At 30.0% G+C, this 20,411-nt stretch carries 22 protein-coding genes; 4 read left to right on the top strand and 18 right to left on the bottom strand.

The window, feature by feature from the left end; translation table 11 throughout:
• The first annotated feature begins 53 nt into the window (after positions 1–53).
• Positions 54–1,001: a S66 peptidase family protein gene (locus WHD08_RS11330; RefSeq protein ID WP_208890758.1), complete on the top strand. Its 948-nt coding sequence runs from the start codon at positions 54–56 to the stop codon at positions 999–1,001.
• Between the two features lie 124 nt (positions 1,002–1,125).
• On the opposite strand, the gene WHD08_RS11325 is transcribed toward WHD08_RS11330, so the two are convergent.
• Entirely contained in the window at positions 1,126–1,476 is a 351-nt protein-coding gene (locus WHD08_RS11325; RefSeq protein ID WP_208890759.1) for a hypothetical protein, read from the bottom strand.
• Positions 1,477–1,569: 93 nt separating this feature from the next.
• Between WHD08_RS11325 and WHD08_RS11320 the strand changes: the two genes are divergently transcribed.
• Both WHD08_RS11320 and WHD08_RS11315 read left to right on the top strand, forming a co-directional pair.
• Positions 1,570–1,929, top strand: a complete 360-nt coding sequence (locus tag WHD08_RS11320) for a YraN family protein (RefSeq protein WP_208890760.1) — start codon at positions 1,570–1,572, stop codon at positions 1,927–1,929.
• 123 nt (positions 1,930–2,052) lie between these two features.
• Positions 2,053–2,961 carry a DMT family transporter gene (locus WHD08_RS11315; protein ID WP_208890761.1) on the top strand — a complete coding sequence of 303 codons (909 nt, stop codon included), beginning with the start codon at positions 2,053–2,055 and terminating at the stop codon, positions 2,959–2,961.
• On the opposite strand, the gene WHD08_RS11310 is transcribed toward WHD08_RS11315, so the two are convergent.
• The 3 genes from WHD08_RS11310 to WHD08_RS11300 all read right to left on the bottom strand — a co-directional run bounded on the left by WHD08_RS11310 (position 2,962) and on the right by WHD08_RS11300 (position 5,250).
• A complete protein-coding gene (locus WHD08_RS11310; protein ID WP_208890762.1) occupies positions 2,962–3,453 on the bottom strand; it encodes a peroxiredoxin family protein in 492 nt (163 codons plus the stop codon). It abuts the gene before it with no gap.
• The gene (locus WHD08_RS11305; protein WP_208890763.1) at positions 3,453–4,817 is read right to left on the bottom strand and encodes a TlpA family protein disulfide reductase; all 1,365 of its coding nucleotides are present in this window, start codon (positions 4,815–4,817) and stop codon (positions 3,453–3,455) included. Before WHD08_RS11305 ends, WHD08_RS11310 begins: the two co-directional genes overlap by 1 nt.
• A gap of 82 nt (positions 4,818–4,899) precedes the next feature.
• Positions 4,900–5,250, bottom strand: coding sequence for a hypothetical protein (locus tag WHD08_RS11300; RefSeq protein WP_165731484.1), 351 nt, complete (start codon positions 5,248–5,250; stop codon positions 4,900–4,902).
• A gap of 83 nt (positions 5,251–5,333) precedes the next feature.
• On the opposite strand from WHD08_RS11300, the gene WHD08_RS11295 reads away from it, so the two are divergent.
• Complete coding sequence (locus WHD08_RS11295; protein ID WP_208890764.1) at positions 5,334–5,837, top strand: CvpA family protein; 504 nt, start codon at positions 5,334–5,336, stop codon at positions 5,835–5,837.
• A gap of 59 nt (positions 5,838–5,896) precedes the next feature.
• Here WHD08_RS11295 and WHD08_RS11290 read toward each other — a convergent pair whose 3' ends face one another.
• The 14 genes from WHD08_RS11290 to WHD08_RS11225 all read right to left on the bottom strand — a co-directional run bounded on the left by WHD08_RS11290 (position 5,897) and on the right by WHD08_RS11225 (position 20,389).
• On the bottom strand, positions 5,897–6,523 hold the full coding sequence (locus WHD08_RS11290) for a carbonic anhydrase (RefSeq protein ID WP_208890765.1): 627 nt from the start codon (positions 6,521–6,523) through the stop codon (positions 5,897–5,899).
• A gap of 150 nt (positions 6,524–6,673) precedes the next feature.
• The gene (locus WHD08_RS11285; RefSeq protein ID WP_302849293.1) at positions 6,674–7,321 is read right to left on the bottom strand and encodes a carbonic anhydrase family protein; all 648 of its coding nucleotides are present in this window, start codon (positions 7,319–7,321) and stop codon (positions 6,674–6,676) included.
• 128 nt (positions 7,322–7,449) lie between these two features.
• On the bottom strand, positions 7,450–9,042 hold the full coding sequence (locus tag WHD08_RS11280; protein ID WP_208890767.1) for a SulP family inorganic anion transporter: 1,593 nt from the start codon (positions 9,040–9,042) through the stop codon (positions 7,450–7,452).
• Between the two features lie 80 nt (positions 9,043–9,122).
• Positions 9,123–9,416: a hypothetical protein gene (locus WHD08_RS11275; protein WP_165731489.1), complete on the bottom strand. Its 294-nt coding sequence runs from the start codon at positions 9,414–9,416 to the stop codon at positions 9,123–9,125.
• Between the two features lie 53 nt (positions 9,417–9,469).
• A complete protein-coding gene (locus WHD08_RS11270; RefSeq protein ID WP_208890768.1) occupies positions 9,470–10,228 on the bottom strand; it encodes an SH3 domain-containing protein in 759 nt (252 codons plus the stop codon).
• Between the two features lie 59 nt (positions 10,229–10,287).
• Entirely contained in the window at positions 10,288–12,054 is a 1,767-nt protein-coding gene (locus WHD08_RS11265) for a BatD family protein (RefSeq protein ID WP_244183320.1), read from the bottom strand.
• Between the two features lie 132 nt (positions 12,055–12,186).
• Positions 12,187–13,029 (bottom strand): tetratricopeptide repeat protein, encoded by an 843-nt coding sequence (locus tag WHD08_RS11260; RefSeq protein WP_244183321.1) that lies wholly within the window; start codon positions 13,027–13,029, stop codon positions 12,187–12,189.
• 280 nt (positions 13,030–13,309) lie between these two features.
• Positions 13,310–14,704: a glycosyltransferase gene (locus WHD08_RS11255; protein WP_165731491.1), complete on the bottom strand. Its 1,395-nt coding sequence runs from the start codon at positions 14,702–14,704 to the stop codon at positions 13,310–13,312.
• A 312-nt stretch (positions 14,705–15,016) separates the two neighbouring features.
• Complete coding sequence (locus tag WHD08_RS11250) at positions 15,017–16,063, bottom strand: VWA domain-containing protein (RefSeq protein ID WP_208890769.1); 1,047 nt, start codon at positions 16,061–16,063, stop codon at positions 15,017–15,019.
• Positions 16,064–16,091: 28 nt separating this feature from the next.
• Positions 16,092–16,454 (bottom strand): four helix bundle protein, encoded by a 363-nt coding sequence (locus WHD08_RS11245; protein ID WP_208890770.1) that lies wholly within the window; start codon positions 16,452–16,454, stop codon positions 16,092–16,094.
• A gap of 46 nt (positions 16,455–16,500) precedes the next feature.
• On the bottom strand, positions 16,501–17,505 hold the full coding sequence (locus WHD08_RS11240; protein WP_208891194.1) for a vWA domain-containing protein: 1,005 nt from the start codon (positions 17,503–17,505) through the stop codon (positions 16,501–16,503).
• Complete coding sequence (locus tag WHD08_RS11235) at positions 17,492–18,409, bottom strand: BatD family protein (RefSeq protein WP_208890771.1); 918 nt, start codon at positions 18,407–18,409, stop codon at positions 17,492–17,494. Before WHD08_RS11235 ends, WHD08_RS11240 begins: the two co-directional genes overlap by 14 nt.
• Before the next feature lie 20 nt (positions 18,410–18,429).
• A complete protein-coding gene (locus tag WHD08_RS11230; protein WP_208890772.1) occupies positions 18,430–19,299 on the bottom strand; it encodes a DUF58 domain-containing protein in 870 nt (289 codons plus the stop codon).
• Between the two features lie 100 nt (positions 19,300–19,399).
• The gene (locus WHD08_RS11225) at positions 19,400–20,389 is read right to left on the bottom strand and encodes an AAA family ATPase (protein WP_165731495.1); all 990 of its coding nucleotides are present in this window, start codon (positions 20,387–20,389) and stop codon (positions 19,400–19,402) included.
• Between the last annotated feature and the right edge of the window lie 22 nt (positions 20,390–20,411).

Below are 20,411 nucleotides of genomic sequence, written 5' to 3'. Positions count from 1 at the left end.
CATAAATAAGACATATTTTGATTAAAAAAACACTTTTTACACTTGCACTCTTTATGATTTTTTCAACAATATATGCACAAGAAAAATTAATTACACCACCTTATTTACAACCTGGAGATACGATTGCAATTCTTGCACCTGCCGGAATTTTAAAAAATAGGGCAGAAACCATACAAAGGGCTAAGAAACTAGCAGAAAGTTGGGGTTTAAAAGTAATTTTAGGGAAACATATTTTTAATCAGAATAGTCATTTTGCTGGTACAGATAACGAAAGAGCAGAAGATTTTCAAAAAGCATTAGACAACCCAAATATTAAAGCAATTTGGTCGGGTCGTGGAGGTTACGGTTCTGTGAGGGTTTTAGATAAATTAGATTATACTACATTTTTAAAACAACCAAAATGGATTATTGGGTATTCAGATATTACGGCTTTTCATAGTCATATTCATAATTTAGGCGTAGAAACGATGCATGCAATGATGGGCACTAGTGTAGATGAGAAACCAGAATCAATTATAGAAACAGTTGCTAGTTTTAAAATAGCAATTTTTGGTAAGCAATTAAAGTACACGATTCCTTCTTCTAATTACAATAAAAAAGGAGTGGTTAGGGGACAACTAGTAGGAGGGAACCTTGCATTATTATCCTCTATGTTGGGGTCCAACAGTCAGACAGATACAAAGGGAAAGATTCTTTTTATTGAAGAAATAGGTGAGTATAAATATTCTATAGATAGAATGTTGCAAAGTTTAAAGCGTGCTGGTTATTTTGATAATTGTGCGGGTTTAATTATTGGTGATATTTCTAGAATTAAGAATAATTCTACCAAATGGGGAAGCTCTATAGAACAACTTGTTTTAGATGTTGTAAAAGAGTATGATTTTCCGGTAATGTTTGATTTTCCTGCAGGACACGAACCAGATAATAGAGCTTTAATTTTTGGAAGGAATATTCAGTTAACCGTTGATTCTGGACAGAGTTCTGTTGTTTTTGAAAAATAAACTACAGTGTTTTTATAAAGTAAACCTCAAAGGTTTTTAAAACCTTTGAGGTTTTTTGTGTCATTCAAAACATTAGCATATCTACTAAGATTTAAGCTAAAAAATGTTCAGTTTTTTAAATAATTTAGATAGTAGCTTTTATTTCAAGGATTGAATTTCCTATTTCTTCGGAAATTCTTATAAATTTTTTAGACATAATTTCTTCTCTTCGTCTACTATTTGTCCAGCTATCATCAATAATATACGATAATAAGTTAGTTCCTTTATATTTCGGAATAGAAAAATCAAAGTGAATATTTTGTACTTTTTCTTTTATACTATGTTCAAATTTTGAGTTTTGAAAAAGAGAGATAAATTTATTTACCTCAAGCTTAAAAAGTTGAATTTCATTTTCATTGACTAATTTATCATTAGAATGCCTTAAGCACTCCGTTTTAAGAAATTCCAAATATTTAATCAAGGTTTCTTCACTCATAGTTTATAAAAGTAATCAATATTGTGTAAATTAACACATTGGTAATTTCATTTAACAATAATTCAAGGTTAGTTATAACTGAAAACTTATAATATGGCAGAACACAATGAACTTGGTAAAAAAGGAGAAAAATTAGCCATTGCGTTTTTGTTAAAAAACGACTATAAAATTCTAGAAACAAATTACCGATATTTAAAAGCCGAAGTAGATATTATTGCGCAAAAAGGAGAAGTATTAGCAGCTGTTGAGGTTAAAACAAGAAGTTCAGACTATTTTGAGGAACCACAAGATGCTGTAAAAGCTAAAAAGATAAAATTATTAGTTTCTGCAATCGATTATTATGTGGTAACAAAAGATTTAGACGTGGAGGTTCGGTTTGATATCATTGCTATTATTCATCAAAAAAATAAAACAAAAATTGAGCATTTAGAAGATGCTTTTCTTCACTTTTGACACTTTCTGTCATTCTGAATTTATTTCAGAATCTTGTAATTCTCAATTCAATTTTTTAGTTAGACTTCGTAATCGTTTAATTTTAAAACAATTTTCTAAAACCGTAAGTTTTAGATTCGTTTTATGATGAAAAAAAACTTTTGGTTGGGTGTTTTCTTAGGTGTTTTGGGCATTGTGCTCTTTTCTTCTAAAGCGGTAATGGTTAAGTTAGCTTACAATTATAATGTAGATGCAATTACCATGTTGTTGTTAAGAATGCTGTTTTCTTTTCCGTTTTACGTAGTGATTGCCTATTTATATCGAAATAAAAATAAGGAGATCAAAACTACCAAAAGTGATTATTATTGGGTGGTATTTTTTGGTATGGTTGGTTATTATTTAGCAAGCTATTTCGATTTTGAAGGTTTAACGTATATTAAAGCGAGTTTAGAACGTATTATTCTATTTGTGTACCCAACAATTGTAATTTTATTAAATAGACTTTTTTTTAAGCAACCGATTACTAAATTTCAAGCTTTAGCCATCTTTTTATCCTATTTAGGAATTGTAATTGCATTTTCTGATGAAGTAGATATTTCTGGAAACAACGTTTATTTAGGAGGCTTTTTTGTGCTTTTAAGCGCTATAACGTATGCTTCTTATTTGGTTGGAAGTGGTTGGCTAATTCCTAAATTCGGAGTTGTAAAATTTACAGCGTACGCCATGTTAGTTTCTTGTTTTTGTGTGTTTATCCACTTTAGTTTTATGGGAGAAACAGATTTGTTTAATTTACCTTGGCAAGTATATGGTTTCGGACTTTTAATAGCTGTTTTTGCAACCGTAATTCCTTCTTTTTTGGTAAGCGCTTCTATAAAAATGATTAGCTCTTCTAATTTTGCAATTGTGGCTGGTGTTGGGCCAATATCTACTATTGTTTTGGCGTCTTTTTTCTTAGGTGAAAGATTAACGTTGCTTCAGTTTTTTGGAGCATTTTTAGTGATAGTTGGTATTGTAATTACTTCTTTAAAACAAGCAAAGAATAAGAAAATGTAATTATTTTAATGCTTCAATAATTGCATTCTTTAAGTCGTTAGTTTCTGGCATTTTACTGCCGCTATCTATGTATGCAATTTTTCCTTTTTTGTTGATGATAAAATAAGATGGATAAACTTGTTGCTTATTAAATTTCTGACTAACATCCATAGCAGAATATGCTATTTTAAAATGAAAAGGATGTACTTCTAATAATTTTTCTATAGCTGGTTTTCGGTCTAAAGCAGGTGCAATAAATAGAATATCATCTCTTTTTTCAAATTCTTTTACAAGGTTATTTAATTTAGGGATGTCTGTTAGACAAGGCATGCAAGAAGTAAACCAAAATTTTAAAACAACTACTTTTCCTTTGGTATCATTATTTGTTAATTTACTGCCGTCTGTAAGCCAAAGCTTAAATTCTGGAGCAGTATCATCAATTTTAAAAAACTGTTGACTTACAGCAGAAAAATGAATTAAGAAAACTAAAAAAATAAGTAGTTTTTTTGACATTATTTCTTATCAAAAAATAGTTTTACATCTTTAAAATGTTCCGGTTTTGCGATGATTTTTTTGTTAGCATCTAAAATAAAGTAGCTAGGAGTAGAAATAATATTATAAGTTCTAGCAGTTTTATTTTCCCATTTATTTAAACCTAAAACATGGTGCCAATTTGGTAATGTTTTCTTGAAACTATTCCAACCGAAACTATCACTTTCTAAAGAATAAGCAATTACTTTTACTTGATCGTTTTTGGCTAAAAAGGTATGTACTTGAGGTATTTCTGTTAAACAATGTGAGCATGTAGTACTCCAGAAAATCAATAAATAGTTTTCTGCTTCATTTAATTTAGAAAGGGTTAATTGTTTACCACCTTCTTTCCATGAGAAATCTGGTGCAATTCGGCCTATTTCTGCAGCAAATAAGGCTTCTTTTCCATCTATAAACCCTTTGTCTTGTAGATTGGTTGGTAATTTAGAATAATAGTTATCGAACAAATAATCTATTAGTTCAAGATTCGTATCCGTTTCAAATTGGTTGATTAAAAACTCAATGATTTCCTTTTTATAAGATAGGTTCTCAATTTTAGAAAGAACAGTGTCTACAGACTGTTTAAATAATTTTTGTTGTGTTGCTGGATCTGGAGAGTAATTAATGTAAAAAACATAATCTGTAATTTTATCGGTAATAAAAGCAGAGTTTAATAGTGTTTTGCTCTTAAAATCTATAGGGTCAAAAAAAGTACCAATCATAGTAGCCATATACTTTTCTGGCGTTTCTATGATTTCTGGTAGATTAATTCTTTTTGAAGCTTTAATAAAAGGCTGTACATACATTCCGTTTGAAGCTTCTAAATACCCTTTTTGAATATTATTTACTGTTTTTAAAGCTTCTTTGTATTCATTCTTAAGGTCTAAGTCTTGGTTTTGTAAAACGGCAACTTGTATAGAGTCTAATTTTTCTTGTGCTATAGAAATATTATCTACATAATCCTTGTACAACATGTTTTCTTTAGAAGTTGTAAAAGTGACTGTTTGGTTTGCATATTCTGGGTGAAAACCAAAGTTTACATCTTCTTTATTAAACACAAAATCTACAAATCCTGCATTTTCTAATCTATACGTTATTCTATAAGAACCTACTTTTGTATTTTCTGGAAGTGTAAAACTAAAGCTACCGATTGCTTGTTTTTTTCCTTGAATATCAACAGAATCTATTTTAATTTTTGAGTTTTGTATAAACTTTTGTGATGCGCCTTCAATTTTGTATAAAATTACCCAATCTGTATCTATTGTAGGAGACATGGTTCCGTTAACAGTATATTGTGCTTGTGCAAATGAAGAAATTAAGAATATAAGAACGAGTATTTTTTTCATCTTTTTAAGGTTGATTTTTGGTCTTGTTAAAATATTTTCAAGAAGCATACCAAAAGTACTATTTCTCTATTTTAAAGTCTTATTAATAATTTAAAGCCTCAAAATAGTTAATAATAGCTTCTTTCATTAACACCGTTTGTTCTCCGGGTTTTAAGTTTGGTAACTCTGTTAGAGTTTTATAATGTGGCCAAGTATCATCATCATAATAATCGAATTCGTAATAACCATAAGGCTCTAAAAGCTTACATATGGCAATATGCATAAGGTTTACTTTTTCGTCTTTTTTAAATTCTCTTTGTCCTTGTCCTAATTCTTGTACACCAATTAAATAGATGATTCCATCCATATTTAATTCGTCTCCATCTGCAAATTGGTTGGTTAATTTACTAACTAACAATTCCCATTTTTCTTTTAAGGTGAGTGTTTTTGGCATCTTACTTTTTTTATAAGTTGTAAAGATACAACTGGCATTTTTAAATTGACAAAAAATTATGTAGGTTTGATAAAATTAATTTCATGAATATTTTTGACATTGTTATAGCTTCTTTATTACTTTTTGGTTTTGTTAGAGGGTTATTAAAAGGCTTATTTGTTGAAGTTGCTTCTTTGGTAGGACTTATTGGTGGTGTGTACGGTGCAATTCATTTCTCTTATTTTGTTTCAGATTTTTTAAAAGAGTATGTTTCTTGGAATCCAGAATATATCTCTTTAGCGGCTTTTGCTGTTACTTTTGTTATAATTATTTTGGTAATTGCACTGCTAGGAAAAGCATTGACTAAAATTGCAGATTTTGCTTCTTTAGGAATTTTAAATAAAATATTGGGTGGTGTATTTGGCGCCTTAAAAATAGGATTGATACTAAGTGTTGTTTTTATTTTTTTTGGTAAAATGAATGATACAATCCCTTTTATAGAAAAGGAAACATTGCAAGAATCTATATTATATGCTCCAGTAAAAAAGGTTGCACCTACTATTTTTCCATCAATAATAAAGGAAGAAGAACAAGATAAAGCTTTATAAAAATTGCATAAACTTTATGGCAAAAAGAAACCCAAGGAATTTTCCTTGGGTTTTATTTTTTAATCTAAATGATAAATTTCCATTATATCGTCTAAGTACTTTTCAAAATCAATTTTTAGATCAATTAATTTACCTGTATGTACATCAAAAACCCAACCATGTACTTTTAAACCACGATCTCTATATGCTTTCTGTACAGCCGCTGTTTTAATAAGGTTTACACATTGTTCTTTTACGTTTAATTCTACCAAACGTTCGTATTTTTTTTCTTCGTTTTTAATAGTATTCAGCTCTGTAGCATGAATTCTATATACGTCTCTAATATTACGTAACCAAGGGTTTAAAATACCAAGATCTGCAGATTGCATAGCTGCTTTAACGCCACCACAACCATAATGGCCACAAACAATAACATGACTTACTTTTAAATGATCTACGGCATAGTTAATTACAGACATTACGTTTAAGTCGATACTAATAACCATATTCGCAATATTTCTATGCACAAAAACTTCTCCAGGTTTTGCCCCCATTAGTTCCTCTGCAGTAGCTCTACTGTCTGAACAACCTATGTATAGCAACTCTGGTTTTTGGCCTTTCCCTAATTCTTCAAAATAGTTTTTATCTGTAGCTAATTTTTCTTTAACCCAATTTTCATTGTTCTTAAATACAGTTTCTAAGTTCATTATTAAAGTTTTAGTTAGTATTTTTTTAGTTTATACTTTTTCTAATTGCACATTTATATATGATTATGTTGTGCATTAATAATGGAAAGGTAATTATTATAACTTAATAAAAGAGGCTTGTGTTCCCTCTTTTATTAAGTTGTTTTATTTTTAATTGATAAAATTAACAGATCCATCATTAATATTGTACATCGCTCCAACAATCATAATTTCACCATTTTCTTCCATTGTTGTTAAAACTTCACTCTCGCGTCTAATTCTTTCAATAGTAAGTGTTACATTTCTAGCAGCAACATTATCTACAAAATCTAAGTTAGATGAGGTTCTAGAGCTAGCTTCTTTTGGTTCTAAAACAGCGTTTACAGCTGGTTTAATATTGTTAAGCATTGCAGTTAAGTTTCCTAATTTTGCATTGTCGCAAGCACCTTTTATGGCACCACAACTAGTGTGTCCTAAAACTACAACAAGTTTTGTGCCTGCTAGTTTACAACCAAACTCCATAGATCCTAAAATATCTTGGTTTACAAAGTTACCTGCAATTCTAATACTAAAAATATCTCCTAAACCTTGATCAAAAATTAACTCTGCAGAAACTCTAGAGTCGATACAACTTAAAATTGTAGCAAAAGGAAATTGACCTGTACTTGTATCATTTACTTGTTCTAATAAGTTTCTATGTGCCTTTAAGTTATCTTGAAATCTTTGGTTTCCTTCTGCTAAAAAATCTAACGCTTTTTTAGGCGTCATTGTTGCTTGTGTTTCTTTAGTATGTGCTTTCATGTTCTTTATGTTTTGTATTAATGAAACGTTTGTTTCAATAATTATTTGTTTTGAAATTTAGCATCGTTATCTATTACCTTACAGTACTTGTAGTGTTTTTAGTTTAGATGCTATTTGGTTTTTATATTCTTTTTGTCGTCTTAGTTTTAACTCAAACTAATGTTAGACTTTGGATTTTCCTTAAAGAAATTGATAAAACTTTCTGGGTTTTCTACAGTTCCTCGTTTAGATATAAGTTTAATATCAATATTTCTTTCTTTTGCTTTGTATAAAAAGTCTTCAAGAATTTCTATAATATCATTATCTAAATACCTTGTTTTAATAAGATCTATTTCTAAGTAAGAATCTTCAGGTAAGCTGTCTAATTCTTTTAAAATAGCTCCTTTATTAAAGAAAGTTACTTCTTCTGCTAAGGTCATTTTTATCTTATGTTTACCATTACTATTGTCTTCAATGTGAAGAAAGTGAGAATTTTGGTAACTCTTTAATAAGATCACAACAATTCCTACTAAAAGACCTAAAGCAATTCCTGATAATAAATCTGTAAAAACAATACCTACAACTGTAACTATAAAAGGAATAAACTGTTTCCAACCTAATTTATACATTTGTTTAAAAAGAGCTGGTTTTGCTAATTTGTATCCTACAACTAATAGAATTGAAGCCAAAACTGCTAATGGGATTTTATTTAATAAAGTAGGAATTAAAACTACTGATATCAATAATAAAATACCGTGTAAAATGGTAGATAATTTTGATTTTCCGCCAGATTGCACATTTGCAGAACTTCTTACAATTACTTGTGTAATAGGTAACCCACCTATTAAACCAGAAATAATGTTACCGGTTCCTTGTGCCAATAATTCTCTATTGGTTGGTGTTACATTTTTGTCTGGATCTAACTTATCACAAGCCTCTACACTTAATAACGTTTCTAAACTAGCAACCAAAGCAATTGTAAATGCTACAATCCATACTTCGTGTTGAAAAATAACTGAAAAGTTAGGGAAACTAAACTGCCCTACAAAAGAACTTAAATCTTCTGGAATTGGTACACTTACCATATGTTTACTAGCAATTGAAAGTGTTTCATCACCTAAAGTAAGCGTATAAAATATAATTCCTGCAACAACAGCAATAAAGGGTCCTTGTATAACTTTAAATATTTTTGCTTTCTTACTTAAAATGATGTCCCAAAAAAGTATAATTGCTAAACTTAAAAAACCTATTAAAGCAGCTCCTGGGTTTATGTTACTAAACATTTTAATAAGCTCAGAGAATGTATTTCCACCATCAAGTTCAAAAAATTCTAGATCCCAAGCAGATTCTTCATCATAACCAAAAAAGTTTGGTATTTGTTTTAATATGATGATAATTCCAATACCTGTTAACATTCCTTTAATTACTGATGAAGGAAAATAATAACCAATAACTCCTGCTTTTAAAAAGCCAAAAATTATTTGAATAATTCCACCTAAAACTACAGCCACTAAGAAGTTTTCATAACTACCTAAAGTAGCAATGGCAGTTAATACAATAGCAGCTAAACCTGCTGCAGGTCCACTAACACCAAGCTTAGAACCACTTAGTCCTCCTACAACAACACCACCAACTATACCAGCAATTACTCCAGAAAATAAGGGCGCACCACTAGCTAATGCAATACCTAAACACAATGGTAATGCTACGAAAAACACTACAATACTTGCAGGTAAGTCGTTTTTAATATTTTTAAACATATGTAATATATTTTTACTCTATTCTTTTTAGAGTAGAGCTATTTGTTAAGTTTTATAAATTTTGTTTTTTTGTACGGAAGTTATAGTACAAACTTAGGTGGAGGAGTCACTATATTTGGGTATTCAGAAATGTAGTTTTTAGATCTGTAACGTACATTTTTGATCTTCTGATTTTTTCTAAAAGAGATAGAAACATCAGAATAAGGAATAACTTTTACTTCTTTTAAAGTATTTTTCCCATGATTTTCTTCTTCCTCATTCATGTTAATTAAGACAGAAATGTCTTGGGTACTGTCAATTAAACTAATTACTGTAGGCGTAATTAATAGGGAGGAAAATATCAATATAAAGAAAAGTGCTACTTTAACTTTCAAGTATTTTTTTTGCGAATTTAAGAAAGCTTTTTGTATTTAGTGTTAAAAAAAAATTAAATATCGTTTAATAACTTAATGTCTTCAGCGTATATCCAGCCTAATCTACCATCATTAATCTTAACTTTTTTCCATTCATCTACACCATCTAAAACTATAATTTTAGTTCCCTCATGTAACGTAAATATTTCTTCGGAGTTTAATGTAGGTGCATTTCTAACGTCTGTTTCTTCTGCAAAAACGATAGCTTCTTTATTGTTAAGTGCAAAATTATATTGATTATAAGTGATAAATAATGATGCAATAAGAAGTATAAAGCTAATAATACTCGTTGTAAAATAGAACCTTTTTTTAGTAGGTCCATCAGCAAAATAAAAGAGTAAAAACAAGAAGCTTCCTAAAATTGAAAATACTACAACTACTATTGCCCATTGGTTGTAAGAAAGCTTTTGTAAGTAATTTATTTTAAATTTTTGTAAAACAGTTTTTGGCAATTCTTCTATATTATCTAATGCTAAACGTTTTGCAAAAACCAAATTGTTTTTTACATCAGCATTTAAAGGATCTAATATTAACGCCTTTTCATAATAATAAATAGCTGGCCCAACTTTGTTAAGCTTATAATAAGAATTACCTAAATTGTAATACAATTCTGATGATACTAATTCTTTAGTTTCTATTTGCTTGTAGAACTCAATTGCCTCGCTAAATTTACCATCTTTATATAAGTTATTTGCAGAAACAAATAAGCTATCTACATTTTGTGCAGTAACCGAATTGGCAATTATCAACAATAAAAAAAATATTCTTTTCATTCGAAATAGTCTATATTGAAATATACCTACAGGGTTTTTGAAGCCTTGCAGGAAATAGGTTATAATTGTTTATCTAATTGAACAATAACTTGTTTAGCACGCTCAAATTCAGCTTCCATTTCTGTATTTGTTATCTGTGAGTAACGTGCCATATCAGAGTGTTTTAAAACTTCTATAAATTGAATAATTGTTGTTGGTTCAACCTTTTTATTTTCTAAAATTTCTGTAATTTTTTCTTTACTAATATCTGCTGTTTCAATACCTAATTTTGCTTTTAGGTAGTTGTGTAATGCTCTTTCTAAGGCTTCGTAAAAAGCTTCTTTCTTACCCAGTTGTTTTTGTGCTTCAGATAAATATTTTTTAGCTAATTTTTCTGCTTTTCTTAATTTATTTCCAATAAGGTCATTACTTCTTTCTTCTGCTTTTTTAGCAATAAAAACACCAATAGGAATTGTTATTAACGGCAACAATAACAAAATGTAAAATAGGTTAGACTTAAAGAAATCTTCTGTGTCTAAAAGTTCTAAATTACTTTTTGTTTGTATGTATCTAAAATTATTACCTGTAGAAACCACATCTTGTTTTTGCGTAGCATTTGTATCTATTGCAGGTTTTAGTTCTTTTCCTTCCAAGACATCTACAAAGAAATCATCTGTTGTAATTGTATGGTATTTTCGTTCATTTGGATTAAAATAAGAGAAGGAAATATTCGGTATTTTATATTTTCCTTTATACTGCGGAACTACGGTATATAAATCTGATACTTCACCAGAAATTCCACTAGAATTTACCTGAACTTTTTCTTTTCTTTCTGGTTGATATTTTTCTAACTCAACAGGAGTTGTTACCTCTGGTAATTCAAACAACTTTAAATTTCCCTTACCAGAAACAGCCACCTTAATTTGAGAGCTTTCATTCGCTTTTAAAACCTCTTTGCTTAAGGTAACATCAAAATTAAAATCACCAACGGCACCAGTAAAATTTGTTGGTTTTCCTTCTAAAGGAAGATATCTAGGATTGATTATTTTTTTAGCAGATGCAAATTCTTTTTGAACATTTCTTGTAATTACATTTCCAAAAAAATCGGCTCTACCTGTAGGAACGCCTATAACAATATCCATTTTCATTGGATCTATTGTTAGATTCCCTGTTTTTGTAGGTATTAATAATGCTTTCTGAAGTACAATGTACCTATAATCTTCACCATTGTATTTTCCCATTTTTACAGGGTAATTATTTATTTTAATGGCTTGGTTCCAAAAACCATTGTATTGAGGAGCTTCTGTAACATTAGTATCATACACACTAACATTTTCGCTAACATACAATCTATATTCTACATAAATACCTTCTCCTACATAAGGTCTAGATTTAGATATTTCTGCTACTAGATGAATGTTTTGTTGTGCAATATAGTTTGGGTCATTTGGGTTTTTAGGAATATCTACAGCATCTAAAACTATAATTTTTATAGCTTCAGATTTTATGGTTTTACCAGAAATTTTAATACTAGCTTCTCCAATAGTTAATTCTCCCTTTTTATTTGGTTGAAGAATGTACGTGTAAGATTGTGAAAAACTTGTTTTTCCATTTACCCAAGACTGACTAACAGATTGACTTGGACCACCAACTACTTTAAAATTTGTAAACTTAGGAGGAGAAAAATTGTCTCCACCTTGTTTATTAATGGTAAACTCAATTCGTAAACGCTGGTTTACTGCCAATTTATTTTTGCTTACAGTTGCTGTTAAGGTAGCTTCTTGAGCAGCTAAAAAAGTGGTTACGAAACAAAATATAAGCATAAAGGCACCTCTGACTTTCCCCATTTGTGAAAGCCACTCTTGAGTTTTACTTATTGTTTTAATTTTATATGTATTCAATTTTGTACTTATTTTTTAAACAAACTAATTTTTAGAATATGATGTACGTTAACTTCAATTAAGATTAAGGGTAGATTTCTACCAATCTTTTTCTTGTTTTACTTTTTCGCCTTTTGCTTTTTGAGCATTCATTTTCTTTTGTGTTTTCTTTTCCTCGTTATTTAAGCTTTCTAACAATTGCTTTACTTGTTCTGGAGACATTTTTCCTGGTTGAGGTTTAGGCTTTTCTTGTTCCTTTTTCTCATCTTTTTTAGGATCTTTATTTTTGTCTTTTTCATCATCTCCCTTGCCGTCCTTATCCTTCTGGTCTTTTTGATCTTTGTCTTTATCCTTATCTTTATCTTTGTCGTCTCCGTCTTTCTTATCGTCTTTGTCTTTCTTGTCCTGATCTTTTTTATCCTTGTTGTCCTTATTTTTGTCGTCTTTATTATCCTGATTTTCCTTTTCTAGTAAGGATTGAGCAACGGCTAAATTATAACGAGTTTCATCATCATTAGGGTTATTTCTTAAGGAATTTTTGTAGGCATCTACAGCAGCTTGATATTGTTTTTGCTCCATCATTGCGTTACCAATGTTATGATACGCTTCTGCCTTTGTAAACTTATCTTTTGCAGTTTCTGCGGTTAATTCGTATTGTGGTACCGCTTCTTTAAAATTATTATTTTCATATAAAGCATTACCTAAATTGTAAGATGCTTTATCGTATTTTGTATTGTTTGATAATGATTTCTGATACGCAACTGAAGCATCTGTAAATTGCTTTTTACTATATAAATCATTTCCTTGTCTTAACAACTTTCTAGCTTCTCGTTGTAAGGCAATAGAGTCTTTTTGTGCTAAAATTTCTTTCGGTGAAAATAGCATTAAGAAAACGATAAGGATGTACTGTAAGATCTTCATGTTACCTTTAACTTCTTTCATAATTTGTATCTTTTTACATAAAAGTAATGATTACAAAAGTAAGGTATTCAAAAAAAGAATTTTGTTAATAAGTTGTTATTTTTAAGGAGCCTAATATTCATTGTTTTAGGTTGCTTTTGACGAACTTATTGTATGGTGAAGTGGTTTGGGAGGAAAAATATTGTGTTTAATTTTCTACAAATAAAAACATCCAGTTTACGCTATAAAAGAGCCTCCTGGATGTTTTCTCAATAATTCTACATAGGGGTGCAGAATTATTTATATGTTATTTTTATGCTACTTAAGCGGCTAATTCTCTAGTTAACCAACCACTTTTTCCTGCTGTTGCAATGGCATACGGAGTAATCCAGAACAACCCAAAAGTATATAGTATACTATATGAATATGCCCAAAATGCTTCTTTAAAATCGTATCTTTTTGCGTAAAATAATACTGGAAAAGTAGATATTATTAAAATACTTAATAACGTAGAGCTTATAAATAATGCTGGATGTGCAATTATAAAATATAACATAAATATTAAGAAAGGATAAGACATAATCATTTTAATTGATTGTGTTAAAAACAATAATCTAGATCCGAATTTGTTTCCTTCTTTAAAGTTTGTAAATACAAATTTAGACATTGCAATGTTTTCTCTAACATTACTTCTTCCCCATCTAATAAACATTTTATACAAGCCTTTATAATCTTCCGGTACATTTGTATAAGCAAAAGCATTTCTTTGAAATAATACGCTGTAACCTTGCTTTAATATCATATTAGTTAATGCTCTGTCTTCTCCAATATCAGAAGCTTTACCCATAAATTTTTGATCTATCCATTCTGGTAAACAAGCAAAAACAGCAGTTGATCTATAAGCAGCTAAAGCACCAGGGGTACATAATACTGAGTTTAAACTACTTTCAGCAGAACGTTTAAATTCGAAACTCATTACAAAACTTACATTTAACATTTTTGGTAATAAAGCTTTTTTATTATTCAGTACTTGTATATTACCAGCTACAGCTCCACATTTTTCATCAACAACTAATGGACTTACTAGATTACGTAGTGTGTCTTCTTTTACGATTGAATCACTATCAACAGTAACAAAAATCTCTCCTGTTCCCATGTTAAAACCACGGTATAAAGCATGACGCTTACCCATATTTTTAGGCTGTTGCATAATAGTAACTTGATCTCCTAAAATTCTTTTAGCTTCTTTCATCCACTCCCAAGTATCATCTTTACTACCATCATCAATAGATAATAATTGTAATTTTTCTTTAGGATAATCACTTTTAGCTAAACTTTTTAAGGTAGCCCAAACTTGCTTCCCTTCGTTATATGCTGGCACAATAACGGTAACTGTTGGCAATTCTTCATCACTTACAGATTCAATAGGCTTGTATTTAAAATATAAGTATACATCGTAAAGAAATGTTAATGATGTAAAAACAAATAATACAGCTGCAAGATTAAAAAATACAGCTCCGAAACTATTGTTTAATCTTTCAAAATTAAATTTTGAAAAATCATCTTGTAATAAGTAAACTGCAAAAGCGGCACCAATCATTATAACAAATGAACTAACAAGAACAATAACCGCTCTAAAGTTAATTGGAGAAGTTTTTCTGTCTTCTATGGAAAATTTATTATTTTGTAACTTTAAATTAAATGCTGTTGATTTCATGATGGTGGTTGTTTAGGACTTTTTGTACCAAGATTAAATCAATATATGTACCATTAGTAGATGTATCTGTTTTACAGTAGTTTATCTTTTTCAGGTGTTTTTAAGTGTGTATTATTTACCCATTTTATGGGTAAAAAGTATCCTTATTTAATGAGCGGAAGATTTTATTGTGTAATAGATGAAGTTTTTTCTAACAAATGAAATAAAACAAATGAGCTGATTAAAATTATTAATCAGCTCATCTAAAATGTAACTTTATAAAAAGGTTGTAATTTTAAGAAATTTCCTCGTACCTCGGAAGGAGTAAAGTCGTTATTTCTTCTGTTTTTCTTCATCAAACAAATCTACTTTTCGCAACCATTTGGTTTTCTTGTCAAATAATAAAATATCAATCAATAAGAATAGCAATCCGATGGCTACAAACCATTGAAATTGGTCTTTATAATCAGAAAATTGTTTTGTTTCGAACTCGCTTTTTTCAGCATTTGCAATAATATCTGCAATTACAGTTACAGGTTCATTGGTAATGTTACCATCAATATAATTACCATCTGCAGCATCTGCAATGCCTTGTAAAACATCTGGCATACGTTTGGTGATGACAGTTTCTCCTTTATTGTCTTTTTTGTAGCCAATCATAGATCCATTTACACGCATCGGTATTGGGCCTCCATTTTCTGTTCCTACACCAATTGTGTAAATCTTTACGCCCTCTTCGGTTAATGTTTGGGCTACTTGTTTTGTTTCTTCTTGATGATCTTCACCATCAGAAATAATAATTAAAAAACGATTTGTTTGTTCGTCATTATTATAATAAGTTTTTGCTAATTCTAGCGCTCCATTGATGTCTGTACCTTGACTAGAAACCATATCTGGATTCGCATTTTGCAAAAACATATTTGCAGCTGCATGATCTGTGGTTATTGGTAAAAGCGGATACGCATTTCCGGCATAAATAATAATACCAACTCTGTCGGAACCTAATTTATCAATAGTTTTAGAGATAATTTGTTTAGCTTTTTCTAATCTGTTAGGGGCAATATCTTCTGCCAACATACTTTTAGAAACATCTAAGGCAAAGACAATATCTACACCTTCTCTTTTTACGGTTTGTAATTTGGTTCCCATTTTAGGGTTTACTAAGGCTATTACTAAAAAAGTAATTCCTAAAAGTAAAAATACCAGTTTTAAAACCGATTTAAAAGTGGATGAATTTGGAGCTAAATTTTGAAGTAAATTTAAATCAGCAAATTTTTTCTGTGTTCTTTTTTTCCACCATAAAACCAACAAGAAAACAACAATCATTGCTGGAATGATTATAAGCAGGGAAAAATAAACGGGTTCTTCTATTTTGTACATTGTTTTTAATGTGTAATCGTGTAATTGTTTATTTGTTTAACTGTGCTTTGCGTAAAGCATTTAACATGTTAGATATTTTATAAATTTTCTCACGCAGGCCATTATAAATTTCTTCGTTTATAAATTGAAGTTTATGACATAAAATAATATGATTTAAAACTTCCATAGTTGAACTAAATGCTATTGTTGAAAAATGTGCTTTGTCTTTATTTGTAATTCTAGATGTACCTTCTGCTATATTTGCTGAAATTAAATTTGAAGCTCTTTTTAATTGACTTGTAATTCCGTATTTTTCATCAGTAGGAAAGTTTTTGGTAATGCTATAAACTTCTACGGAGAGATCTATAGCTTCTTGCCAAACCTTCAGCTTTTCAAATGAAAATACATACATCCTTTTTACATTTACACGATTAAACAATTCAACAATTACACATTCTCTAAATAAACGATTTAAAAATGGTGTTTCTCAACAAAAATTCTAATAACAAGAATCCTAATCCTAAAAAGATAAAAATTCTATATTTTTCTTGATAATTGTAATACTTAAATTCTTCTATCTTCGTTTTTTCAAGCTTGTCAATTTCATCATAAATTTCTTTTAAAGACTCATTATCTGTAGCTCTAAAATATTTACCTTGGGTTTCCGTAGCTATTTCTTTAAGCAATTCTTCATCAATTTCTACGGGCAGCTTTCTAAATTGTAATTTTCCTGTTCTTGGGTCTTTACTGTAAGGAAAATCTGCCATTCCATTAGTTCCTAATCCTATGGTGTAGGTTTTAATTTCTAGTTCTTTTGCAAGTTCTGTAGCTGTTCTTGGGTCTATGTTACCAGTATTATTTACACCGTCTGTTAATAAGATAATAACCTTACTTTTTGCAGTACTTTCTTTTAACCTGTTTACGGCAGAACCCAATCCCATTCCAATAGCTGTTCCGCCTTCTAATTGTCCCCATTGAAGTTCGGAAATGGTTCGTTTTACAATCCCTTTATCACTTGTAATAGGTGTTTGTGTAAAGCTTTCTCCGGCATATACAACAATCCCTATTCTGTCGTTTGGTCTTCTATCTACAAAATCTATGGCTACTTTTTTAAGAGCTTCTAATCTGTTAGGTTTTAAATCTTTTGCCAACATACTTGCAGAAACATCAATTGCCATTACAATATCTATTCCTTTATTACTCTTTGTTTTTTTACTAACAGAAACATTTCTCGGTCTTGCTAAAGCGACAATAATTGCCACTAAAGCTAGTATTCTTAAAAGATATAAAAGTGGTTTTAATTTTGATAAAAGCGAATCTGTTTTAAAACCTTTTATACTTGGCATTGTTAATACTGCAGCATCTTTTTTACGCATAAAAAAATGCCAGACTGCTACTAATGGAATTACAATTAGTAACCACAAAAACTCCGGATTATGAAACTCAAAATTACTCCAATTCATCATTCTCTTCAATAATTGGTTTAGGTTTTAAATTACTCAAAATATCCTGAGCATCTTTTCTATCTTCTTCTATTTCTAAAGCTAAAGGTTTCGATTTTGCAAATTTCACTAAATCTGCTTCCCTTAATAAATCTCTTAACTTTTTAATAGTATCTTCTGATGTTTGTATGGTTTCTGCGTCCTTAAAGTCTTTTAGCATGTCTAAAACTTCGTCAGTTGTTTTCTCTAAAGCAGGTACTTTTAATTCTCGCTCTATATAACCACGTACAATTTCTGTCAATTCAGAATAATATTCTTTTACTTTATTGTTTTGCCACAATAATTTTTCGTCTAATTCATTTAATTTTAAAATAGCTTCGTCATAAGGAGGCATTGCTTTATAAGTATCTTCCTCCACTTCTTCTTTTCTTTTTCTGATGACAAACCAATAAATCCAGAAACTGATAATTGCTAATGCTGCTAAAAGTATATAAATGTATATTTTAAAATCATCAAAAGTATATGGTTCACTTTTAATAGATTTGATAGGGAACTTTTTTACTTTAGTTGTGTCAATAGCGATGGTAGCTACATTTACCAATAAAGAATCTGTTAAAAAAGCTTGATTTTTTACAAATATTTGTTGTTGCGGAATGTAAAATGCACCACTATCAAAACCAGTTAAAATATACTTTCTTATTAAGGAGTTTTTGATAGTATCTACTTGAGTAGAATCTATAATTTCTAAACCCTTTAATTGCAATTTGGGCATGATCACATTCTGAGTGTCATCCACAGTAATCTTTAAATTGAATTGTTCACCAATTCTAATATTAGTGGTGTCAATTTCTGCTTTTACCATTGATTCTTGTGCAAAACCTATGGTTGAAACGAATAGTAGTATGTAAAATAGTTGTTTTTTCATTTTTAAGGGTAACTGCGTTACTATCTTCCTTTATGTTTAAAATAACCTAATAATTTTTTTACGTAGTTTTCATCAACTCTTGTGTTAACAGTACCTGCGCCACTCCTTTTAAACATGTTTAAATAGTAATCAGACAAACGTAAGGCATTTGCTTTGTAGCTAGTTCTTACAGATTTTGAAGCAGTGTTTATCAACTGTACATTACCTGTTTCAGAATCTAACATAGGCACCATTCCTAAATTAGGAATTTCTTCATCGTGTTTATCAAAAACTCTTATTCCTGTTAAGTCGTGTTTTTTAGCCGCAATTTTTAGTGTTTTTTCGTAATCATCATCCATAAAATCGGATAACATAAAAACAATCGCTCTTTTTTTCATCACACTAGATAAAAATTTTAAAGCAGCAGCAATATTGGTTTTTTTACTTTTAGGTTTAAATTCTATCAGCTCTCTAATAATTCTTAAAACGTGACTTTTTCCTTTTTTAGGAGGAATAAAAAGTTCTACATCATCAGAAAATAAAATTAAACCTACTTTATCGTTATTTTGAGTAGCAGAAAAGGCCAATGTTGCGGCAATTTCTGTAACCGTATCTTTCTTAAACTGTGTGGATGTACCAAATAATTCTGAACCAGAAACATCTACTAAAAGCATCATGGTTAACTCGCGCTCTTCCTCAAAAACTTTTATATATGGCTCGTTGTAACGTGCAGTAACATTCCAGTCAATGGCTCTTACATCATCGCCAAATTGGTATTGTCTTACTTCAGAAAAAGTCATACCACGTCCTTTGAAAGATGAATGGTATTCACCTCCAAAAATATCATTAGACAAACGCTTTGTCTTAATTTCTATTTTACGAACTTTTTTAAGTATCTCCTTAGTTTGCAACGTGTAATTGTTTAAATGTTGAAGCGTATAATTGAATCGAGTTTATTGAAACATGAGTAAGCAACTGCCTACTGCAACTGTTTTTACTGCAAACTCTTTTCTATGGTACTTCAATTTCATTAATAATTGAGTTGATAATGTCTACAGACGTTACGTTTTCTGCTTCTGCTTCATACGTAATTCCTATTCTGTGACGTAAAATATCAAAAACAACCGCTCTAACATCTTCTGGTATTACATACCCTCTTCTTTTGATAAAAGCATAACATTTTGCTGCTTTTGCAAGGTTGATACTTCCCCTTGGAGATGCTCCGAAACTAATTAAATCTTTTAATTGTGGTAAGTTATATTTCTCTGGATAACGAGTTGCAAAGATGATATCAAGAATGTATTTCTCAATTTTTTCATCCATATATACTTCATTAGCTACTTCTCTTGCTCTAATAATTTGTTCTACAGAAACTACAGGGTTTACTTTTGCAAATCCGCCAGACAAATTCTGACGCATAATTATTTGTTCGTCTTGTAATTTAGGGTAGTCAATAACAACCTTTAGCATAAATCTATCTACTTGTGCTTCTGGTAAAGGATAGGTTCCTTCTTGTTCTACAGGGTTTTGAGTTGCCATTACTAAAAAAGGTTCGTCTAACTTAAAAGTAGTGTCGCCAATAGTAATTTGGCGCTCTTGCATTGCTTCTAACAAAGCAGATTGCACTTTTGCAGGTGCTCTGTTAATCTCATCTGCTAACACAAAATTTGCAAAAATAGGACCTTTTTTGATCTCAAAGTTGTTTTCTTTCATGTTGTAAATCATGGTTCCAACAACATCTGCAGGTAATAAATCTGGTGTAAACTGAACTCTACTAAAAGAAGCTTGTACCGCTTTAGATAACGTGTTAATTGCTAGGGTTTTTGCCAATCCAGGAACCCCTTCTAGCAAAATATGACCGTTTCCAATCAATCCAATTAACAAACTTTCTATCATTTGTTTTTGGCCAACAATTACTTTATTCATTTCTAAAGTAAGAATGTCTATAAAGGCACTTTCTCTTTCTATTTTCTCATTAATAGCTCTTACATCTACATCCATTGTAATATTGTATTAGGTGTTA

It is taken from the genome of Polaribacter sejongensis (assembly GCF_038024065.1).
GTDB lineage: Bacteria > Bacteroidota > Bacteroidia > Flavobacteriales > Flavobacteriaceae > Polaribacter > Polaribacter sejongensis.
This window is presented reverse-complemented; position numbering and strand designations above follow the sequence as displayed.

Coding starts and splice junctions, on each gene's coding strand:
- WHD08_RS11270 (WP_208890768.1), bottom strand. CDS start 10,228: ATGAAAAGAATATTTTTTTTATTGTTGATAATTGCCAATTCGGTTACT.
- WHD08_RS11240 (WP_208891194.1), bottom strand. CDS start 17,505: ATGAATTGGAGTAATTTTGAGTTTCATAATCCGGAGTTTTTGTGGTTA.
- WHD08_RS11280 (WP_208890767.1), bottom strand. CDS start 9,042: ATGTTTAAAAATATTAAAAACGACTTACCTGCAAGTATTGTAGTGTTT.
- WHD08_RS11320 (WP_208890760.1), top strand. CDS start 1,570: ATGGCAGAACACAATGAACTTGGTAAAAAAGGAGAAAAATTAGCCATT.
- WHD08_RS11255 (WP_165731491.1), bottom strand. CDS start 14,704: ATGAAATCAACAGCATTTAATTTAAAGTTACAAAATAATAAATTTTCC.
- WHD08_RS11225 (WP_165731495.1), bottom strand. CDS start 20,389: ATGGATGTAGATGTAAGAGCTATTAATGAGAAAATAGAAAGAGAAAGT.
- WHD08_RS11330 (WP_208890758.1), top strand. CDS start 54: ATGATTTTTTCAACAATATATGCACAAGAAAAATTAATTACACCACCT.
- WHD08_RS11325 (WP_208890759.1), bottom strand. CDS start 1,476: ATGAGTGAAGAAACCTTGATTAAATATTTGGAATTTCTTAAAACGGAG.
- WHD08_RS11245 (WP_208890770.1), bottom strand. CDS start 16,454: ATGTATGTATTTTCATTTGAAAAGCTGAAGGTTTGGCAAGAAGCTATA.
- WHD08_RS11290 (WP_208890765.1), bottom strand. CDS start 6,523: ATGAACTTAGAAACTGTATTTAAGAACAATGAAAATTGGGTTAAAGAA.
- WHD08_RS11305 (WP_208890763.1), bottom strand. CDS start 4,817: ATGAAAAAAATACTCGTTCTTATATTCTTAATTTCTTCATTTGCACAA.
- WHD08_RS11265 (WP_244183320.1), bottom strand. CDS start 12,054: ATGGGGAAAGTCAGAGGTGCCTTTATGCTTATATTTTGTTTCGTAACC.
- WHD08_RS11250 (WP_208890769.1), bottom strand. CDS start 16,063: ATGTACAAAATAGAAGAACCCGTTTATTTTTCCCTGCTTATAATCATT.
- WHD08_RS11295 (WP_208890764.1), top strand. CDS start 5,334: ATGAATATTTTTGACATTGTTATAGCTTCTTTATTACTTTTTGGTTTT.
- WHD08_RS11235 (WP_208890771.1), bottom strand. CDS start 18,409: ATGAAAAAACAACTATTTTACATACTACTATTCGTTTCAACCATAGGT.
- WHD08_RS11300 (WP_165731484.1), bottom strand. CDS start 5,250: ATGCCAAAAACACTCACCTTAAAAGAAAAATGGGAATTGTTAGTTAGT.
- WHD08_RS11315 (WP_208890761.1), top strand. CDS start 2,053: ATGATGAAAAAAAACTTTTGGTTGGGTGTTTTCTTAGGTGTTTTGGGC.
- WHD08_RS11310 (WP_208890762.1), bottom strand. CDS start 3,453: ATGTCAAAAAAACTACTTATTTTTTTAGTTTTCTTAATTCATTTTTCT.
- WHD08_RS11260 (WP_244183321.1), bottom strand. CDS start 13,029: ATGAAAGAAGTTAAAGGTAACATGAAGATCTTACAGTACATCCTTATC.